This is a genomic window from Ectopseudomonas composti (assembly GCF_900115475.1).
GTDB lineage: Bacteria > Pseudomonadota > Gammaproteobacteria > Pseudomonadales > Pseudomonadaceae > Aquipseudomonas > Aquipseudomonas composti.
In genome coordinates, this window is the sequence record NZ_FOWP01000010.1 from 47,742 (window position 1) to 66,006 (window position 18,265).

Here is an 18,265-nt window from a genome sequence, read left to right on the forward strand (position 1 = left end):
TTTAGAAGGTTCAGGCGCTTACGCACCCTACGTTCAGCCGCGGTAGGCAGCCGCGACGATCAACGCCTTCATCTCGGCGACAGCCTGCTTGAAGCCCACGAACAGCGCATGGGAGACGATGGCGTGGCCAATGTTCAGCTCATTGATACCGGGAATCGCCGCCACGGCTTCTGCGTTGTGGTAATGCAGGCCGTGACCGGCATTGACGATCAGGCCGTGGTTCAAGCCGCAGATGACGCCATCGCGAATCCGCGACAGCTCATGTGCCGCTTCGTCCGCAGTGTGAGCATCGGCGTAGCGGCCCGTGTGCAGTTCGATGGCCGGCGCGCCGACGCGCATGGCCGCTTCGATCTGCCGCTCTTCGGCGTCGATGAACAGCGATACCTCGCACCCGGCCAGGGTCAGACGCTCGACCGCTGCGGCGATACGTGCTTCCTGACCGGCCACATCGAGACCGCCTTCGGTGGTCAGCTCCTGACGAGTTTCCGGTACCAGGCAGACATGCGCCGGGCGGATCTGCTCGGCGAAACCGAGCATGAAATCGGTGACCCCCATCTCGAAGTTCATCCGCGTCTGCAGCACGTCGGCCAGCACCCGCACGTCGCGGTCCTGAATGTGCCGGCGGTCTTCGCGCAGGTGCACGGTAATGCCATCGGCACCGGCTTCTTCGGCGTCCAGCGCAGCCTTGACCGGGTCCGGGTAGCGCGTACCACGAGCCTGGCGCAGGGTGGCGACGTGATCGATGTTCACGCCGAGCAGAATACGATTGGCCTCAGTCACTCTTGGACTCCTTGAGCGTCATGAATAGTTCGCGGCTGACCAGTGGTCTGCCGCCAAGATGGGGGGCCAGCGCCTGACGCATCAGACGCTTGGCGGCAGCCAGCGCGCCCGGCGTTTGCCAGTCGGCTTCGGCCATGGCCAACAACTCGCGGCCCTGAAACACACCAGGCTGCAGTTGTACCACCGGCACCAGGCCGATGTCCTGCTGCCAGCGATACAGCGCCGTTGGATCGATGGGTTGGTCGTGCTGGTCACGATCCAGGGCGAAACCATAGCCCAGCTCGTCCAGCAGACGCCATTCGAACGCGCGCAGCAATGGCTCCAGCGCCCGGCCGGCGGCCAGTGCCTGCAGGGTCAGGCCGTAGTGCTCGAGCATCACAGGGTGCGGGTCTTCGGCCGGCAACAGGCGGATCAGCAGTTCGTTGAGGTAGAGCCCCGAGAACAGCGCTTCACCCGTCAACAACAAAGGAATACCGGCGCTTTCCAGGCGGCCGACGGTCTTCAGCTCGCCGCGCCCACGCAGCTCAAGTTCGAGCGGCGAAAACGGCCGGGCGATACTGCCGACCTTGCCACGTGCGGCACGCAGCACGCCACGGACACGCCCCTGGGCGGTGAAGAAGTCCACCAGGGCGCTGCTTTCCTTGTAAGGACGGCTATGCAGAACGTAGGCGGCAGAAGTCATGTGGGTAACCGCCAGAATGCGCCATGAGCAACAACGAGGATGCGCATGGCGCCTCGATCAATCCAGGTAACCCAGCGAGCGCAGGGCGCGCTCGTCGTCGGACCAGCCACCTTTGACTTTGACCCAGAGGTTGAGCATCACCTTGGAGTCGAACATGGTTTCCATGTCCTTGCGCGCCTCTTGGCCGATGCGTTTGATGCGCTCGCCCTTGTCGCCGATGATGATCTTCTTCTGTCCGTCGCGTTCCACCAGGATCAGGCCGTGGATATGCAGGATACGGCCCTCCTGCTTGAACTCCTCGATCTCCACGGTGATCTGGTACGGCAACTCGGCACCGAGCTGGCGCATGATCTTCTCGCGGATCAGCTCAGCCGCCAGGAAGCGGCTGGAGCGGTCGGTGATCTGGTCTTCCGGGTAGAAGTGTTCGGACTCCGGCAGGCGCTCGCCCACCAACTTCTCCAGGGTGTCGAGGTTCTGCCCCTGCAGCGCGGAGATCGGCACGATCTCGGCCTGCGGCAATTGCTCGGCCAACCAACCCAGGTGCGGCAGCAGCTCACTCTTGTCTTCCAGGCGGTCGGACTTGTTCACCGCCAGCAGGATCGGGCATTTGACGTGCTGCACCTTCTCCAGCACCAGTTGGTCTTCGTCAGTCCAGCGCATGCGATCGACGACGAACACCACCACATCGACGTCCTTCAGCGCAGTGGAGGCGCTGCGGTTCATGTAGCGGTTGAGCGCCTTGTCGTTTTGCTTGTGCAGGCCGGGCGTGTCGACGTAGACGGCCTGAATCTCGCCCTCGGTCTTGATCCCAAGCATGTTGTGGCGGGTGGTCTGCGGTTTACGCGAGGTGATCGCCAGCTTCTGCCCGAGGATGTGGTTGAGCAGCGTCGACTTGCCCACGTTGGGCCGGCCGACGATGGCGACGTAGCCGCAACGGGTCATGGGTGCATCAGTCATTGCCATTCTCCACCCCGAGGGCGATCAGCGCCGCAGCCGCAGCGACCTGCTCGGCGATACGCCGGCTGCCGCCCTGGCCCAGGGTCTTTTCATTGAGTAGGGAAACCTGGCACTCGACCATGAAGGTACGGCAATGCGGCTCACCCTGAACGTCCACCACCTCGTAACGAGGCAGTTCGCAGGCACGCGATTGCAGGAACTCCTGCAATCGCGTTTTCGGATCCTTGTTGGTATCGACCAGGGTCAGGCCGTCCAGTTCTCCGGTCAGCCAATCCAGCACGCGCTCGCGTGCTGCATCCATACCGGTGTCCAGATAGATGGCGCCGATCAGCGCCTCCAGGGCATCGGCGAGGATCGACTCGCGGCGAAAGCCGCCGCTTTTCAGCTCACCGGAGCCCAGGCGCAGGTACTCGCCCAGCTCGAAACCGCGAGCCAGCACGGCCAGCGTTTCGCCCTTGACCAAGCGTGCGCGCAGACGCGACAGCTGACCTTCGCGGGCTTGCGGGAAGCGCTCGAACAGCGCTTCACCGGCGACAAAATTGAGGATGGCATCACCGAGAAATTCCAGCCGCTCATTGTTGCGACCGGCGAAACTGCGATGGGTCAGGGCCAGGACCATCAGGTCTTGATCCTTGAAGCTATAGCCGAGCTTGCGCTCGAGGCGGGACAGATTGGGAGTCACGGCATCCGTACACGAAATTCTTTGTCGAAATTCACCACCAAATCGAGGTTCTCGATCAGCGGCTCGCGTTTTTCATATTTGAGGTGGACCAGAAACTCGTTGTTCTCCACCTTGACTTGCAGTGCGTCACGCATGTTCAGGTCGCGAATGCTGTTGACCTGCATACCCTTGCTGACATGGTTGTAAAACTCGTTGATGGTCCGCACGTCAGCCGCTTTGTCGGTTTCCACCGAGGTGATGATCTTCTCCATGGACATGTAGTCCATGTAATGCGGCAGCACCTTGAATGCGGTACTGGCGAAGAACGCCACCACGGCCAGAACCACCAGCCAACCCAGAATGGAAAGCCCCTGCTGCGAGCGCGCGAAAGTCATGTGTATCCCCAGTAGACGGTCTTGTTGGAAAGCCTGACGGCTAAACTCTTTATAGCCTGTGGCGCTGCATTGAACAGCGCGCCAGTGCTCAATGAATCAGGCCGACTCGAGAGAAATTGGGCAGATTGCCGGTCTTGGGCCCAGGCCAGCTCATCCAGATGGCGAAGGCTTTGCCGACGATGTGATCGTCCGGAACCATGCCCCACAGATCTTGAGGGATATGACGATCACGCCAGTAACGGCTGTCGTTGGAGTTGTCACGGTTGTCGCCCATCATGAAGTAGTGCCCTTCAGGCACTACCCATTGGCCGCCAGGGTCGCGACGCATGCGGGTCATTTCCTTGCGAATGGTGTGCTCGACCTGGCCGAGACGCTCCTGATAGAGCATCGCACCACCCAGGCTACCGGCCTCTTCGCCGATCAGCTTCTCGGCCACCGGCTCACCATTGATCAGCAGACGCTTGCCCTGGGTGTATTCGATACGATCACCCGGCAGACCGACCACACGCTTGATGTAGTTGATAGTCGGGTCGCTGGGGTAGCGGAACACCATCACATCGCCACGCTGCGGGTTATCCACTTCGATCACCTTGGTGTCGATCACCGGCAGGCGAATGCCATAGGCAAACTTGTTGACCAGGATGAAATCGCCCACCTCCAGAGTCGGTTTCATCGACCCGGAAGGAATCTGGAACGGCTCGACCAGAAACGAGCGCAGCACCAGCACGATGGCCAGTACCGGAAAGAACGACTTGCCGTACTCGACCAGCAAGGGCTCCTTGCTCAAGCGCTCCAGCACCCTGTCATCGGGATCGTCGACGCGCCCCTGGTAGGCCGCAATAGCCGCACGGCGGCGAGGAGCCAGCAGAATCAGATCAACCAGGGCCAGGAAGCCACAAACGGCGACCGCGATAACCAACAGGAGCGGGAAATTGATCGACATAGAGCCTTAGCTATCCAACCTGAGCACAGCAAGGAAGGCTTCTTGTGGGATTTCCACGTTACCGACCTGCTTCATGCGTTTCTTACCGGCCTTCTGCTTCTCCAGCAGCTTCTTCTTACGGCTAACGTCGCCACCGTAACACTTGGCCAGTACGTTCTTTCTGAGCGCCTTGACAGTGGTTCGCGCGATGATCTGGCCGCCAATGGCTGCCTGGATCGCCACATCGAACATCTGCCGAGGAATCAGTTCTTTCATCTTCTCGGTCAACGCACGGCCCTTATAGGCCGCATTGTCACGGTGCACGATCAATGCCAGGGCATCGACCTTGTCGCCGTTGATCAGTACATCCAGCTTGACCAGATTGGCAGACTGGTAGCGATCGAAATGATAGTCCAACGACGCATAGCCGCGGCTGGTGGACTTGAGCTTGTCGAAGAAATCCAGCACCACTTCGTTCATCGGCATGTCGTAGCGCACTTGCACCTGGGTGCCGAGGAACTGCATGTCGCGCTGCACACCGCGTTTCTCGATGCACAGGGTGATGACATTACCCAAATGCTCCTGCGGCACCAGGATGGTCGCATTGACGATCGGCTCGCGGAAATCGGTGACCGCCGAGACGTCCGGCAGCTTGGAGGGGTTGTCGACGACGATGGTTTCGCCGGTCTTGAGCTCCAGCTCGTAGATCACGCTCGGCGCGGTGGTGATCAGGTCCAGGTCGTACTCGCGCTCCAGGCGCTCCTGAATGATCTCCATGTGCAGCATGCCGAGGAAGCCACAACGGAAGCCGAAACCCAGAGCATCGGAGCTTTCTGGCGCGTACTGCAGCGACGAATCGTTGAGGGTCAGCTTCTGCAGCGCATCGCGGAAGTCCTCGAAATCTTCAGAGCTGACCGGGAACAAACCGGCATAAACCTGCGGCTGGATCTTCTTGAAGCCCGGCAGCACTTCGACCTCAGGGGTCGAGGACAGGGTCAGGGTGTCACCCACCGGTGCACCATGAATGTCCTTGATGCTGGCGATGATGAAGCCCACTTCACCGGCCTTGAGGTCAGCGGTGGCGGTGTGTTTCGGGGTGAAGACGCCGACGCTGTCGACCAGGTGCACCTTGCCGGTGGACTTGACCAGAATCTTGTCGCCCTTCTTCACTCGACCGTGGCGCACACGTACCAAAGAAACCACGCCCAGGTAGTTGTCGAACCAGGAGTCGATGATCAGCGCTTGCAGCGGTGCTTCGATATCACCGGTCGGAGCTGGAATCGTGTGTACCAGGCGCTCGAGAACCTCGTCCACGCCCATGCCGCTCTTGGCACTGCAGGCCACGGCATCAGTGGCGTCGATGCCGATGATCTTCTCGATCTCGTCCTTGACGCGATCCGGATCGGCCTGCGGCAGATCCATCTTGTTCAGTACCGGCATGACCTCCAGGCCCTGCTCGATAGCGGTGTAGCAGTTGGCGACGGACTGCGCCTCGACACCCTGACCGGCATCGACCACCAGCAGCGCGCCTTCGCAGGCGGCCAGGGAGCGGCTGACTTCGTAGGTGAAATCGACGTGGCCGGGGGTATCGATGAAATTCAGCTGGTAGGTCTTACCGTCTTGCGCCTTGTAGTGCAGCGTGACGCTGTGCGCCTTGATGGTGATGCCGCGCTCACGCTCCAGATCCATGGAATCCAGGACCTGAGCCTCCATTTCACGTGCAGTGAGGCCGCCGCACATCTGGATGAAACGGTCAGCCAAGGTGGACTTACCGTGGTCGATGTGGGCAATGATGGAAAAATTGCGGATATGACTCAGGTCACTCACAGATCAACACTCAAAGAAGGCACAGGCAAGACGCTTGCCGAAAATAGCCGCGGATTGTACCCGATCCCTCGGGACCGCGTCACGTCTGCACAGCGCTGATTCAGGCACGAAGAAGGGCGCTCGAGAGCGCCCTTCTTCAGCATTGCCCGAATTACTCAGCCAACTTGAACGTGATGAAGCTGGCACGCCCCTGACGCAGCACACGCATGGACACCGAACGATTCTTCGGCAGTTCCTGCGCCACTTGGGTGAAGGTGCTGGTGGAGTCGATAGCCTGGTTGTTCAGATGAGTGATCACGTCACCCGGACGCAGGCCAATCATCGCTGCTGGGCCATTGAGCACCTCCTTGATCACAACGCCGCCCTTCAGATCGAGGCCTTTCTTCTGCTCGGCAGTCAACTCCACCACCGTTACACCCAGGCGGTTATTGCTGCGCTCGCCACCTTGTGCAGAATCGGATGACGCCAGCTCCTGACCTTCTTCCGGCAGCGTACCGATGGTGACATCGAGCTTCTTGCGCGAGCCGTCGCGCACGACATCCAGCTCGGCTTTCTCGCCCGGTTTCAGGCCACCAACCAGGTGTGGCAGGTCAGCCGACATGATGATTGGCTTGCCGTTAAGACTGAGGATGACGTCACCTACCTGCAGGCCGCCCTTGTCCGCCGGGCCATCTTCCAGCACCTGCGCAACCAGCGCGCCAGCCGGCTTATCGAGACCGAAGGACTCGGCCAGATCCTTGTTCACTTCCTGAATCACCACACCCAGCCAGCCACGAGTCACCTTGCCGTCAGCCTTGAGCTGATCGGCCACCTGCATGGCCACTTCCATCGGGATAGCGAAAGACAACCCCATGAAGCCACCGGAACGAGTGAAGATCTGCGAGTTGATCCCCACGACCTCACCTTGCAGGTTGAACAGCGGACCGCCGGAGTTGCCCGGGTTGATCGCCACATCGGTCTGAATGAACGGCACGTAGCTATCGCTCGGCAGGTTACGCCCCTTGGCGCTGACGATACCCGCGGTTACCGAATGGTCGAAACCGAACGGCGAACCGATGGCCAGCACCCACTCACCGACCTTCAGGTCATCGGCCTTGCCCAAGCGCACTACGGGCAGGTCCTTGGCTTCGACCTTGAGCAGCGCGACGTCGCTACGCGGATCGGCACCAATCAGCTTGGCCTCAAGTTCGCTACGGTCGGACAGACGAACGATGATCTCGTCAGCATCGGCGACCACATGATTGTTGGTCATGATGTAGCCGTCCGGCGAGATGATGAAGCCGGAGCCCAGCGACTGCGCCTCGCGCTGACGACCACCCGGATTGCGTGGAGCCTGCGGAATGCTGCGCTCGAAGAACTCGCGGAACATCGGTGGCAGCCCCTCGAGATCCGGCAGCCCCGGCTGACCGGCAACGGCGCGCTCAGGCAGCTTCTGACGGGTACTGATATTGACAACCGCAGGCGAGGCTTCCTCTACCAGATCAGTGAAATCAGGCAGACTGGCCTGAGCCAACAAGCTCTGCCCCCAAAGCAGGGCAATAGCCAGCAGCGGCGCAATGGACTTGAGTTTTCTCATCGAACTACGACTCCCCATGTAAAACTCGAACACACTCAAACCGCCGCTGGCGCAGATACCAGCAGCGTACGTAGGACAACGGGTTGCAAACAGGGGTTCTCGGCGACGCGAGCCGCGCGCCAGCGAACCAGCAGCCAACTGGAAAACAGACCGATCAGGCCAGCAAGAATCACCAGAGGCTCGGACAGACCCAGTCCATCCGCCAGCAACGCAGCGGCAAACAGACCAAGAAGAGGAAGCAGGTAAACCAGAAGAGAACTACGCACCAACAAATCTTCGCGCACACCGATGATCACGGTGTCACCAACTGCCAGCGGCGCTTGACTGAGGGCGCGAACGTAACCACGCTGCCGACCGACACCCAGGCGATCCATCAGCCCTTGGCCACAGGCCGCATTGGCCGAGCAGCTCGAGCAGGTGCTCTTGCGCAGCGTTTCGACCCAGACGGCGCCTGACTCGAGCGCCACTACACGCCCCTGCTCTTCGATCATTTGCTCGCCTGTTCAGGCACTCCAGCACGCATGGACAGAGCAATGCGCTCGGCAGTACCCAGAGGAATTTCACCCACCACGGTGACCATTACATCACCAGAATCGGTACTCATCCGCCGCGAAACAGCAACGGTCGGCCCCAACTGACTGCGCGCGTCTTCAACGACGCTGCCGTTTAGGGGTTCGAGGAAAACCGAGAATCGCGCCAGACCATCGTCATACATCAGGTAAGTGACAGAATCATCGGCAGAGCTCCCCCGACGCAGCTGTGCGGTCGTCAGGGTGAAACCCGGCGGCAGCCAGTCCGACCGCCAACTGCCTTCGGCCATGCTATCAGCAGTGCGCAAACGCACTGGACGACAGCCAGAACTCGGCTGGATGGCGGTTTCTCCGGGCGCAGAAGTGTCCAACTGGGCGAACTGGAACCGCTCCAGAAGCTGGCCACGCTCGTTCAACAGCAGGGATTTCAGCGGCAGACCGGTTTCCCGATCAAGATGCAGCTCGAAGCCGTAGCGATGCTGATCCTTGGGCGCCAGCACCAGAACGTCTGCAGCTCGATTGGCGATGCGCGACTGACCTGCGACACGAATGTCATACCAGTTGCTCAGTTGCTCGGCGTCCAGCTGACGAGCAGGCCAGGCTTGCCCTTCGCTGACCTGATCGGCAAGCACACCACTGACGCACTGGGCCAGACCATCGACCTTCAGTACTTCATGGGCAGGACCATCGAGCTGCAGAAGGCGCTCGCGAACTTCGCCCCCCTCCTCTATCCGATGCCAAACGGCATGGGTAGAGAAACTCCCGTTGCGCTCATAGATGAACGTACCCTGGAAGCTTTGCTGACGCTCTGCCGCAGCGAGGCGACCGAGCAAGTCTTGCACCTCGGAGGCCTGAACTGGCAACGCCAGCAGACCCCCGAGAAGATAGAGGGGAATCGCGCGCATGTGACTCCTTAGCGCTTAGCGGTTTTCCAAACTAGCAGCCCGGGCATAGGGCAGTGCAGTTTCACCGGTACCCATGACGGCTTCCTGCGCATGCTGGCGCAGGTAGTTCGGCAGGCGTTGCTCATGCCAGCTGGCAGTGCCAGCCTCGGCAGGCTCGCCGACTTCCTCGCTGCTGTTGTAACCGGCCAGCAGTGCAGGACCCTGCACCTGCGGTACCGAGAGTACCGGAGAAGCATCCTGCTGGGCGACTTGAGCGCCAGTCAGGTCGTCCTGATTGTAAAAGCGCACACCCGCCAGCACTGCAACAGTCACCGATGCAGCCACGGCCACACGCCCAACGCTACGCCAGATTGGCGCCTTGCGTGCTGGAGTGGCCTCGTCGGCCAGCGCCGCGGAAACCGCAGATGCGATGTCCAGCTGCGGCACCAGCAACTCACGGTGCATGGCTGCACGGGCGACTTGGTAACGCGACCAGGTGCCACGCAGTTCGCCATCCTCGCTGGCTGCAAGCACGCGCCGCAATTCCAGTTGGTCCGCTTCGTTATCCATCACCGCGGACAGCGATTCCTGCAGGGTTTCACGACTCATGGTGTTCCTCTCTTGGCTGTCGCCGCTGCCTTAGGCATCCTGCAACAGAGGTTGCAGGGACTTATCAATTGCCTCACGTGCGCGGAAAATCCGCGACCGTACCGTACCTACCGGACACTGCATGACGCTGGCAATGTCCTCGTAGCTCAGACCTTCAAACTCACGCAAAGTCAGAGCAGTGCGTAAATCATCCGGCAGCTGGGCGATGGTTCGATGCACGGTGGCTTCGATCTCGTCGCGCAGCAATGCCCGCTCCGGTGACTCGATGTCCTTGAGGGCATGGTCGCCATCGTAGAACTCCGCGTCATCGCTACTGACATCACTATCTGGCGGCCGCCGACCGCGGGATACCAGATAGTTTTTCGCCGTGTTGATGGCGATGCGGTACAGCCATGTATAGAACGCGCTGTCACCGCGAAAGTTTCCAAGCGCTCGGTAAGCTTTTACAAACGCTTCCTGAGCAACATCCTGAGCCTCGTGGGTGTCGTGCACGAATCGCACGATCAAACCGAGGATCTTGTGCTGATACTTCAGCACCAACAGATCGAAGGCACGCTTGTCACCACGCTGCACTCGCTCGACCAGCTGCTGATCATCTTCCTGGGTTAGCATGCACTCTCCTCATGAGGCTTGGAGGAGGCTTGCGCCCAAAAGCGAATCAGCTTGCCAAGATAGACTCGGGCCTTACGCAAAAGTTCTCCCCTCCAAGCAAGCTTCCCGCAGAGATTTCTTTTCTCTGCCTGGAATGGCGCAAGCGAAACCTTTTCCGCTTGCGCAAATAATCTTATCGCCGCTCATTTCCACACCCTCCGCTTACTTCAGATGCAGGCACGCGCGAGCGCTCTCCCTTATATGGGCGACCGTCTATGGAACCTTAAAGACTAAAAAAGTTCCTGAGCACCACGGTCGGTCATAAGAGCCGCCTCGGTATTCGCGAGCTAGAGCACTGCAGAGCTAAGACAAGCGCGGACGCGAAATTTACAGCTGTAAATGAGCAGTCCGAGCTGGCTTCAACGCAGCAGGGCCGACACGTAGCAAATACTGATGTGACTCTGGCCGGCTATTGTGCCGCTGCCCCTCTCTATATACTAGGGCTCGCTTTCACGCGGAACTCGGACATGAGCCAACACTTCCAGCACGACGTTCTGGTTATCGGCAGCGGCGCCGCCGGCCTGACCCTCGCCCTCACCCTCCCTACCCATCTGCGCATCGCGGTCTTGAGCAAAGGCAACCTGGCCAATGGCTCGACCTACTGGGCGCAAGGTGGCGTAGCAGCCGTGCTGGACGATACCGACACGGTCGAATCCCACGTTGCCGACACCCTCGATGCAGGCGCCGGTCTGTGCCGTGAGGATGCCGTGCGTTTCACGGTAGAACACAGCCGCGAAGCCATCCAGTGGCTGATCGACCAGGGCGTGCCTTTTACCCGTGACGATGAAACCGCACGTGAAGATGGCGGCTTCGAGTTCCACCTGACCCGCGAAGGCGGCCACAGCCATCGACGCATCATTCACGCTGCCGACGCCACCGGCGCGGCCATTTTCAACACGCTGCTGGAGCAGGCCCGGCAACGCCCGAATGTCGAACTGCTGGAACAGCGCGTTGCCGTCGACCTGATCACCGAACGCAAGCTCGGCCTGGACGGTGAACGCTGCCTGGGCGCTTACGTGCTGGACCGTGCCCGTGGCGAAGTGGATACCTTCAGCGCACGCTTCGTGATTCTCGCCACCGGCGGCGCCGCCAAGGTCTACCTCTATACCAGTAACCCGGACGGCGCCTGTGGCGATGGTATCGCCATGGCCTGGCGCGCCGGCTGCCGCGTCGGCAACCTGGAATTCAATCAATTCCACCCCACCTGCCTATACCACCCGCAGGCCAAGAGTTTCCTGGTGACCGAAGCCGTGCGTGGCGAAGGCGGCCTGCTCAAGCTGCCCAACGGTGAACGCTTCATGCAGCGCTTCGATGAGCGCGCCGAACTGGCGCCACGCGATATCGTCGCTCGCGCCATCGACCATGAAATGAAGCGCTTAGGTATCGACTGCGTCTACCTGGACATCAGCCACAAGCCGGCCGACTTCATCAAGAGTCACTTCCCCACTGTTTATGAACGCTGCCTGGGGTTCGGCATCGACATCACCAAACAGGCCATTCCCGTCGTACCAGCCGCGCACTACACCTGCGGTGGCGTAGTCGTCGATCAACATGGACGCACCGACGTTCCCGGCCTGTACGCCATTGGCGAAACCAGCTTCACCGGCCTGCATGGCGCCAATCGCATGGCCAGCAACTCACTGCTCGAATGCTTCGTCTATGCGCGCTCAGCCTGCGCCGACATCGCTCAGCAACTGGCCGCCATCGACATGCCCAGCGACCTGCCGGACTGGGACGCCAGCCAAGTGACCGACTCGGACGAGGACGTGATCATCGCCCACAACTGGGATGAGCTGCGCCGCTTCATGTGGGACTACGTCGGCATCGTGCGCACCAACAAACGCCTGCAGCGCGCGCAGCATCGCGTACGCCTGCTGCAGGACGAGATCGATGAGTTCTACTCGAACTACAAGGTCAGTCGCGACCTGATCGAGCTGCGCAACCTCGCTCTGGTCGCCGAGCTGATGATCAGCTCAGCCATGCAGCGCCATGAAAGCCGCGGGCTGCATTACACCCTCGACTACCCGGAGCAACTGGCCGAAGCTCGCGATACTATTCTGACGCCACTGCCCCAGGCTCAGCCCAGCGTCGCCTGCTGAACTTCAGACGCAAACGCAGGCGCCGATGCTGCTCAGGTGCCAATGCATCACGCGGAATGCACACCCCGCGACTTAGGCGCTGACCCGGCAAGCGGTAACGCAGCACGACGGCCAGTGGCAAGGCCAGGCTGTCAGGGCGTAGCTGCACCGCCTGCCAACCTGCTGCGGTGCTGTACAAATGCCAGCCAGATGCATCACGACGCAAACCCGTGACCGCCCGTGGCGCAGTCAGCAGCACATGCCGCGGCAACACCCAGGCCGCATGCGCCAGGCACACCGCGAGCGACAGCAGTTTCGACCAGAGGGGAACGTCGGCCAGCCAGGGCGCCAGCAGGGCGAGCACCATGACCGACAGATAGAGCGTCAGCAGCCTGCGAGAGGGCTGCCAACGGCACTCGAAGGCCTCACTTGGGTTGGACACGATCCAGAATCATGCGCACGATGTGGCGCAGATCGGCGTCCTCGGGCTCGCCACGCTGCATGAACCAGCCAAACATGTCCTGATCCTCGCACTCCAGCAGCTTGCGATAGCGCGCCTGGTTCTCGGCATCCAGGCTCGGGTACACCTCCTTGACGAAAGGCACCAGCAGTACGTCCAGCTCCAGCATGCCACGACGGCTATGCCAGAACAGGCGATTCAGTTCACTTTGCTCAACCATGCAACGGACTCCTCGAACAAGGGCGGCAGTATAACGGCGAATTGCCTAACTGTTCACCGCACCGCTGCGCAATTGCGCTGACAAGGCCCTACCACGCCCACTATGATGATGCCCCTGACCTTTATTCAGCGATTCGATTTGCATCATGGCCGATAGCGCTTACTTCACTCTCCTTGATCACGAAGGCCTGCTCGCAGTACGCGGCGCGGACGCAGCCAAGTTTCTGCAGGGCCAAGTGACCTGCAACCTCAATTACCTGAGTGCCAGCCAGTCCAGCCTTGGAGCCCGCTGCACGCCCAAGGGACGCATGTTGTCGAGCTTTCGCATCGTACCGGTGGAAGACGGCTACCTGCTGGCCATGGCACGCGAGCTGATCGAGTCGCAGCAAGCCGACCTGCAGAAATATGCGGTGTTCTCCAAATCCAAGCTCAGCGACGAAAGTACCGCCTGGGTCCGCTTCGGTCTGGCCGGCGGCGATGCTGTCCTGAGCGAACTTGGCCTGCAGTTGGGCGCCGCCAGTGATTCTCTGGCCAGCAGCGGTCAGTTGCTCGCCGTGCGCCTCAGCGATGGCCGCGCCGAGCTGTGGGCACCATCTGCCGACGCCGAAAGCCTGCAAAGCCTCCTGGCCGCCCAGCTGCCGCAGGCACCGTTGAACGACTGGCTGCTGGCTCAGATTCGTGCCGGCGTGGGCCAGGTGTTCGGCGCCACCCGTGAGCTGTTCATCCCGCAGATGATCAACCTGCAAGCCCTGGGCGGCGTGAGCTTCAAGAAAGGCTGCTACACCGGCCAGGAAATCGTCGCGCGCATGCAGTACCTGGGCAAGCTCAAGCGCCGCCTGCAGCGCCTGCGTCTGGTCGGCTCTGCGCTGCCGGCCGTCGGCGCCGAATTGTTCTCCCCGGTGCATGGCTCCAGCGTTGGCGAAGTGGTGCTGGCAGCCCAAGCCGGCGACGCCCTCGAGCTGCTCGCCGTGTTGCAGGAAGACGCCGTGAACGATGGCCGCATTCATCTCGGCAGCAGTGAAGGGCAGACGCTAACCCTGCTCGACCTGCCTTATCAGCTGGATGCCGACCAGGAAATCCAGCGCTGACTAAACTTCCCTGGCGCCGTATTGGATCGCCTAAGAGAGCCACTTCATGAGCAAGCTTGCCGAAAAAGTCCTACAGGAACTTATCCACGCCATCGAGAACGATGAGCTGGTGCTGCCCACCCTGCCCGAGGTGGCGCTGAAGGTTCGCGAAGCCGCGGAAGATCCCGACGTGGGCATCCCGCAGATCAGCAAGGTAATCGGTAACGACGCCGCCCTCACCGCGCGCATCATCAAGGTGGTCAACAGTCCTCTGCTGCGCAGCAACAAGGAAATCACCGACCTGCAGATGGCCGTCAGCCGTCTGGGCATCAACTACACCTGCAACCTGGCCACGGGTCTGGCCATGGAGCAGATGTTCCAGGCCACCAGCGACGTGGTCGACCGCAAGATGCGCGAGGTGTGGAACAAGAGCACCGAGATCGCCGGTATCTGTCACGTACTGTGCCGTCACTACACCCGCCTGATGCCGGACCAAGCCACCCTCGCCGGCCTGGTGCACCAGATCGGCGTGCTGCCAATTCTCACCTACGCCGAAGAACACAACGAGCTGCTGGCCGACTCCATCAGCCTCAACCACGTGATCGAGCAGATTCACCCGATCATCGGCGACAAGATCCTGCGGACCTGGGAGTTTCCCGAGCCCATCGCCATCGTGCCAAGCCAGTACCTGGATTTCACGCGCGACTCGGCCAAGGTCGATTATGTCGATATCGTCCAGGTCGCCACGCTGCAGAGCTACCTGGGCAGCGAGCACCCCTACACCCAGCTGGACTGGAGCAAGGTACCGGCGTTCGCCAAGCTTGGCCTTGACCCGCAGGTCGACATGCAGGCCGACGAAGACCTCTCCGCCGCCATGGAAGCGGCCATGAGCATGCTGCAATAAAAGCACCTCGCCACGGATGGCAAAATGCCTCTACACTCGAGCCATTCGCCTGAGGAAGTAGAGCCATGCGTTACGCATTCGTCCTGCTCGTCCTGTTGTTCGGCAGCACCCAGGCTGCCGAACAGGTTCGCCTGACCAACGGCGAATGGCCGCCCTACCTCGGTGAAACCCTGCCTCATCATGGCGTGGCCTCACGTATCGTCGCCGAGGCGTTTGCGCTGCAGGGAGTCGAGGTGCGGTGGGAATTTCACCCCTGGGCACGCTCACTGAAGATGGCCGAGCAGGGCCAGCGTGACGGCAGCGCCGTCTGGCTTACCAACCCCGAACGCGAGCAGCGCTTTCATATCAGCGAACCAGTGGTCGAAAGCGGCTACTACCTGTTTCATCGCAAAGCTCATGCATTTGATTGGAACACCGTCGAAGACCTGCGCGGTCTGCGTATTGCCGCCACACGCGGTTATGACTACGGCGAGGACTTTCAACGTGCTGAAGCTGCAGGTGAACTTGAGGTCGTGCGCCTGACCGGTGATGAGCAGGGTCTCCGCCAGTTGCTGGCCGGACGCATCGACCTGTTCCCGGTGGACAAGGTGGTGGGCTTCGATCTGCTGTATCAGAAATTCAGCGCGGCAGAGCGCCAGCGCCTGAGCTTTCATCGCAAGCCCCTGCGCAGCGACAGCCTGCATCTGCTGCTGTCGCGAGAGGTACCGGGCAACGCAGAGCTGATGCAGCGCTTCAATCGCGGCCTGAGCCAGTTACGCGACAGCGGCAAGGTGTCCCGCTACCTGCTGGAGATTCAGCAGCCGTTAAGCCTCAACCACTGAAGGCGGAAACTCGACACAAACCCGCAGGCCATGCGGCTGCGCCTGATGCAGGCTGATTCGAGCCTGATGGGCGCGACAGATTTCGCCAACGATGGCCAGCCCCAGCCCCGCACCACTACCCAGATTGCTACGTCGATAAAAACGCTCGAAGACCTTCTCGCACTCAGCTTCGGGGATTCCGGGGCCATCGTCCTCTACCTCCAGCACTGCCGAGGTCAAGACGCGAATGATCAAATTGCCGCCGGCCGGTGTGTGCGCCAACGCATTGTCCAACAGGTTGTTCAGCAGCTCATTGAGCAGCGTCGGCTCACCGTCGATCCACACCGGCTGCTGAGCCTCCAGCGCCAGCGCGACACCACGGGCATGAGCCAGCGGGGCCATGGCCAAACCCAGCTCGCGCGCCAGTGAGCTGAGGTCGATACGCTGCGCGCCCCCCTCGGTGATGGCCCGCGCACCACTCTCGATACGCGCCAGGGACAGCAACTGATTGGCCAACGAAGTCAGACGATCGCCTTGCTGCGCCACCTGCTCCAGAGTGCTGCGCCATTCCTCGGGCTGATCGGCGCGTAAGCCCAGGGTGATACGTGCCTTGAGCGCCGCCAGCGGCGTACGCAACTCATGCGCCGCATCGGCAATGAACTGTGACTGTCGCTCGAACAGCCCCTGCAAGCGCTCATTGAACTGGTTCAGCGTTTCCACCAGCGGCAGCACCTCGCGCGGCAACCCCCCATCTGGCAGCGGCCGCAGGTCGTCGCTGGCGCGCTCGGCCACTTCACGGCGCAGCGCTTCGAGTGGGCGCAAGGCCAGATTGACGGCCAACCACACCAGCAGCAGCGCGCTGATCGACAGCAACCCCATGCGCCACAAGGTGCCAATCAACAGCTCGCGGGCCATGCGCTCGCGTGCGCCCTGGGTTTCCGCCACGCGGATTTCAGCAATACCGTTGAGCTGCGGCTCACTGACCGGCTGCAGAAAGCTGACCACGCGCACGCCCTGATTGCGGTACTCGGCATCGTAGAAGTGCGCCAGCGCCGGGTAATCATCGGTGCGCGGCGTACCCGCTGGTGGCGGCGGCAGATCCTCGTAACCGGAAACCTGATTGCCTTGCAAGTCGAGCACCTGGTAGTAGATGCGCCCAGCACTATCGTAGGCGAAGGTATCCAGTGCCACATAGGGAATATTGGCGCGCAGCCGGCCGTCCTCGGCATAGAGACCATCGGCGACCGCCCGCGCCGATGCCAACAGCGTGCGGTCATAAGCAGTGTCAGCAGCGCGGCGTGCACTCCAGTAGGCACTGAAGCTGCTCAGCAGCAGGATCAGCGACAACAGCAGCGCCAGGCGCCGCAGCAGGCGCCCGCGCAAGCTGACGCCACGGCTCATGCCTCGACTGCCTCCAGCAGGTAACCCAGCCCGCGAAAGGTGACGATACGTACGGCGCTGCCCTCGAGTTTCTTGCGCAGGCGGTGAATGTAGATCTCGATGGCATCCGGGCTGGCATCCTCGTCCAGACCGAACACCTGCGAGGCCAACTGCTCCTTGCTCATCACCCTACCCGGCCTGGCGATCATCGCCTCCAGCACGGCCTGCTCACGCGCAGTCAGGCTGAGCGCTTCGTCTTTGAGACTGAAACGGCGCGCGCCAATGTCGTAGACCAGCTCGCCGCAGCGCTGCAACTGCTCGCCACCGAGCACGCTGCGCCGTAACAACGCCTTGACCCGCGCTTCCAGCTCGGTCAGCTCGAAAGGCTTGGCCAGGTAGTCGTCGGCCCCGAGATTGAGCCCATGCACGCGGTCCTTCACTTCACCACGCGCAGTCAGCATCAGCACTGGCAGGGTCTGGCCGCGGTCGCGCAAGCGCGACAGCACCGCGAAACCGTCCAGGCGTGGCAGGCCGATATCGAGAATCGCCAGGGCATACTCTTCGCTGCAAAGCGCAAGGTCAGCGGCAACGCCATCGTGCAGCACGTCCACGGTCCAGCCAGCGCCTTTCAGCGCCTGGGCCACGCTTTCCGCCAATTGCGGATGGTCTTCGACCAGCAGAATCCGCACCGCCACCTCCAACTGCAGCATCGTTAAAGGCGCGCAGTGTAGCGCCGCCACGGCTGCTGTGAATTGCTCAAATGCCAGAGCAGCATCTGTTTGTTGCCTCGCGTGACCTGCCCGAACGCAACAACACACCGCCATAAAAATCTTTCGTTCATGAAAGCCTAGTGAAAGCTTGCGCTCATAGCATCGCTGCAAGG

At 61.2% G+C, this 18,265-nt stretch carries 20 protein-coding genes; 4 read left to right on the plus strand and 16 right to left on the minus strand.

The features are described from left to right. Positions 1–33: 33 nt before the first annotated feature. From pdxJ to rpoE, 12 genes are all read right to left on the minus strand, one after another. Entirely contained in the window at positions 34–780 is a 747-nt protein-coding gene (pdxJ, locus tag BM059_RS17525) for a pyridoxine 5'-phosphate synthase (RefSeq protein ID WP_037000008.1), read from the minus strand. Then, complete coding sequence (recO, locus tag BM059_RS17530; RefSeq protein ID WP_074940533.1) at positions 773–1,462, minus strand: DNA repair protein RecO; 690 nt, start codon at positions 1,460–1,462, stop codon at positions 773–775. Before recO ends, pdxJ begins: the two co-directional genes overlap by 8 nt. Before the next feature lie 57 nt (positions 1,463–1,519). Further along, on the minus strand, positions 1,520–2,425 hold the full coding sequence (gene era / locus BM059_RS17535) for a GTPase Era (RefSeq protein ID WP_177345325.1): 906 nt from the start codon (positions 2,423–2,425) through the stop codon (positions 1,520–1,522). After that, on the minus strand, positions 2,412–3,101 hold the full coding sequence (rnc, locus tag BM059_RS17540; RefSeq protein ID WP_037000004.1) for a ribonuclease III: 690 nt from the start codon (positions 3,099–3,101) through the stop codon (positions 2,412–2,414). The genes era and rnc overlap by 14 nt, the downstream gene beginning before the upstream one ends. Continuing rightward, the gene (locus tag BM059_RS17545) at positions 3,098–3,475 is read right to left on the minus strand and encodes a DUF4845 domain-containing protein (RefSeq protein ID WP_074940536.1); all 378 of its coding nucleotides are present in this window, start codon (positions 3,473–3,475) and stop codon (positions 3,098–3,100) included. Before BM059_RS17545 ends, rnc begins: the two co-directional genes overlap by 4 nt. A gap of 88 nt (positions 3,476–3,563) precedes the next feature. After that, positions 3,564–4,418 (minus strand): signal peptidase I, encoded by an 855-nt coding sequence (gene lepB, locus BM059_RS17550; RefSeq protein ID WP_074940539.1) that lies wholly within the window; start codon positions 4,416–4,418, stop codon positions 3,564–3,566. A 6-nt stretch (positions 4,419–4,424) separates the two neighbouring features. Next, positions 4,425–6,224 carry a translation elongation factor 4 gene (gene lepA, locus BM059_RS17555; RefSeq protein WP_074940541.1) on the minus strand — a complete coding sequence of 600 codons (1,800 nt, stop codon included), beginning with the start codon at positions 6,222–6,224 and terminating at the stop codon, positions 4,425–4,427. Between the two features lie 151 nt (positions 6,225–6,375). Beyond that, positions 6,376–7,800, minus strand: a complete 1,425-nt coding sequence (locus BM059_RS17560; RefSeq protein WP_074940544.1) for a DegQ family serine endoprotease — start codon at positions 7,798–7,800, stop codon at positions 6,376–6,378. A gap of 35 nt (positions 7,801–7,835) precedes the next feature. After that, positions 7,836–8,291, minus strand: coding sequence for a SoxR reducing system RseC family protein (locus BM059_RS17565; RefSeq protein WP_037001379.1), 456 nt, complete (start codon positions 8,289–8,291; stop codon positions 7,836–7,838). Then, the gene (locus BM059_RS17570; RefSeq protein ID WP_074940547.1) at positions 8,288–9,235 is read right to left on the minus strand and encodes a MucB/RseB C-terminal domain-containing protein; all 948 of its coding nucleotides are present in this window, start codon (positions 9,233–9,235) and stop codon (positions 8,288–8,290) included. The genes BM059_RS17565 and BM059_RS17570 overlap by 4 nt, the downstream gene beginning before the upstream one ends. A gap of 15 nt (positions 9,236–9,250) precedes the next feature. Next, positions 9,251–9,823, minus strand: coding sequence for a sigma-E factor negative regulatory protein (locus BM059_RS17575; protein WP_037001377.1), 573 nt, complete (start codon positions 9,821–9,823; stop codon positions 9,251–9,253). A 30-nt stretch (positions 9,824–9,853) separates the two neighbouring features. After that, positions 9,854–10,435: an RNA polymerase sigma factor RpoE/AlgU gene (gene rpoE / locus BM059_RS17580; RefSeq protein ID WP_037001376.1), complete on the minus strand. Its 582-nt coding sequence runs from the start codon at positions 10,433–10,435 to the stop codon at positions 9,854–9,856. Between the two features lie 506 nt (positions 10,436–10,941). Between rpoE and nadB the strand changes: the two genes are divergently transcribed. Next, the gene (gene nadB, locus BM059_RS17585; protein ID WP_074940550.1) at positions 10,942–12,573 is read left to right on the plus strand and encodes an L-aspartate oxidase; all 1,632 of its coding nucleotides are present in this window, start codon (positions 10,942–10,944) and stop codon (positions 12,571–12,573) included. Here nadB and BM059_RS17590 read toward each other — a convergent pair. Both BM059_RS17590 and BM059_RS17595 read right to left on the minus strand, forming a co-directional pair. After that, positions 12,527–12,994: a protein YgfX gene (locus tag BM059_RS17590; protein ID WP_074940552.1), complete on the minus strand. Its 468-nt coding sequence runs from the start codon at positions 12,992–12,994 to the stop codon at positions 12,527–12,529. The two genes, nadB and BM059_RS17590, sit on opposite strands and share 47 nt — an antisense overlap. Further along, positions 12,978–13,232 (minus strand): FAD assembly factor SdhE, encoded by a 255-nt coding sequence (locus BM059_RS17595; protein WP_017677771.1) that lies wholly within the window; start codon positions 13,230–13,232, stop codon positions 12,978–12,980. Before BM059_RS17595 ends, BM059_RS17590 begins: the two co-directional genes overlap by 17 nt. 145 nt (positions 13,233–13,377) lie before the next feature. On the opposite strand from BM059_RS17595, the gene ygfZ reads away from it, so the two are divergent. The 3 genes from ygfZ to BM059_RS17610 all read left to right on the plus strand — a co-directional run bounded on the left by ygfZ (position 13,378) and on the right by BM059_RS17610 (position 16,023). Then, the gene (gene ygfZ / locus BM059_RS17600; protein WP_074940555.1) at positions 13,378–14,319 is read left to right on the plus strand and encodes a CAF17-like 4Fe-4S cluster assembly/insertion protein YgfZ; all 942 of its coding nucleotides are present in this window, start codon (positions 13,378–13,380) and stop codon (positions 14,317–14,319) included. Positions 14,320–14,365: 46 nt separating this feature from the next. Further along, entirely contained in the window at positions 14,366–15,202 is an 837-nt protein-coding gene (locus BM059_RS17605) for an HDOD domain-containing protein (RefSeq protein ID WP_037001372.1), read from the plus strand. Positions 15,203–15,267: 65 nt separating this feature from the next. Beyond that, positions 15,268–16,023: a substrate-binding periplasmic protein gene (locus BM059_RS17610; RefSeq protein ID WP_074940558.1), complete on the plus strand. Its 756-nt coding sequence runs from the start codon at positions 15,268–15,270 to the stop codon at positions 16,021–16,023. Here BM059_RS17610 and BM059_RS17615 read toward each other — a convergent pair. Both BM059_RS17615 and BM059_RS17620 read right to left on the minus strand, forming a co-directional pair. Beyond that, positions 16,006–17,403, minus strand: coding sequence for a sensor histidine kinase (locus BM059_RS17615; protein ID WP_074940561.1), 1,398 nt, complete (start codon positions 17,401–17,403; stop codon positions 16,006–16,008). The genes BM059_RS17610 and BM059_RS17615 overlap by 18 nt on opposite strands. Then, positions 17,400–18,092, minus strand: a complete 693-nt coding sequence (locus BM059_RS17620; RefSeq protein ID WP_218880014.1) for a response regulator — start codon at positions 18,090–18,092, stop codon at positions 17,400–17,402. Before BM059_RS17620 ends, BM059_RS17615 begins: the two co-directional genes overlap by 4 nt. Positions 18,093–18,265: the final 173 nt, after the last annotated feature.

Excerpts from the sequence above, each read along its gene's own strand:
- recO (WP_074940533.1), bottom strand. The coding sequence starts at position 1,462 with ATGACTTCTGCCGCCTACGTTCTGCATAGCCGTCCTTACAAGGAAAGC.
- era (WP_177345325.1), bottom strand. The coding sequence starts at position 2,425 with ATGGCAATGACTGATGCACCCATGACCCGTTGCGGCTACGTCGCCATC.
- BM059_RS17545 (WP_074940536.1), bottom strand. The coding sequence starts at position 3,475 with ATGACTTTCGCGCGCTCGCAGCAGGGGCTTTCCATTCTGGGTTGGCTG.
- lepB (WP_074940539.1), bottom strand. The coding sequence starts at position 4,418 with ATGTCGATCAATTTCCCGCTCCTGTTGGTTATCGCGGTCGCCGTTTGT.
- BM059_RS17560 (WP_074940544.1), bottom strand. The coding sequence starts at position 7,800 with ATGAGAAAACTCAAGTCCATTGCGCCGCTGCTGGCTATTGCCCTGCTT.
- BM059_RS17565 (WP_037001379.1), bottom strand. The coding sequence starts at position 8,291 with ATGATCGAAGAGCAGGGGCGTGTAGTGGCGCTCGAGTCAGGCGCCGTC.
- BM059_RS17570 (WP_074940547.1), bottom strand. The coding sequence starts at position 9,235 with ATGCGCGCGATTCCCCTCTATCTTCTCGGGGGTCTGCTGGCGTTGCCA.
- BM059_RS17575 (WP_037001377.1), bottom strand. The coding sequence starts at position 9,823 with ATGAGTCGTGAAACCCTGCAGGAATCGCTGTCCGCGGTGATGGATAAC.
- rpoE (WP_037001376.1), bottom strand. The coding sequence starts at position 10,435 with ATGCTAACCCAGGAAGATGATCAGCAGCTGGTCGAGCGAGTGCAGCGT.
- nadB (WP_074940550.1), top strand. The coding sequence starts at position 10,942 with ATGAGCCAACACTTCCAGCACGACGTTCTGGTTATCGGCAGCGGCGCC.
- BM059_RS17595 (WP_017677771.1), bottom strand. The coding sequence starts at position 13,232 with ATGGTTGAGCAAAGTGAACTGAATCGCCTGTTCTGGCATAGCCGTCGT.
- ygfZ (WP_074940555.1), top strand. The coding sequence starts at position 13,378 with ATGGCCGATAGCGCTTACTTCACTCTCCTTGATCACGAAGGCCTGCTC.
- BM059_RS17605 (WP_037001372.1), top strand. The coding sequence starts at position 14,366 with ATGAGCAAGCTTGCCGAAAAAGTCCTACAGGAACTTATCCACGCCATC.
- BM059_RS17610 (WP_074940558.1), top strand. The coding sequence starts at position 15,268 with ATGCGTTACGCATTCGTCCTGCTCGTCCTGTTGTTCGGCAGCACCCAG.
- BM059_RS17615 (WP_074940561.1), bottom strand. The coding sequence starts at position 17,403 with ATGAGCCGTGGCGTCAGCTTGCGCGGGCGCCTGCTGCGGCGCCTGGCG.
- BM059_RS17620 (WP_218880014.1), bottom strand. The coding sequence starts at position 18,092 with ATGCTGCAGTTGGAGGTGGCGGTGCGGATTCTGCTGGTCGAAGACCAT.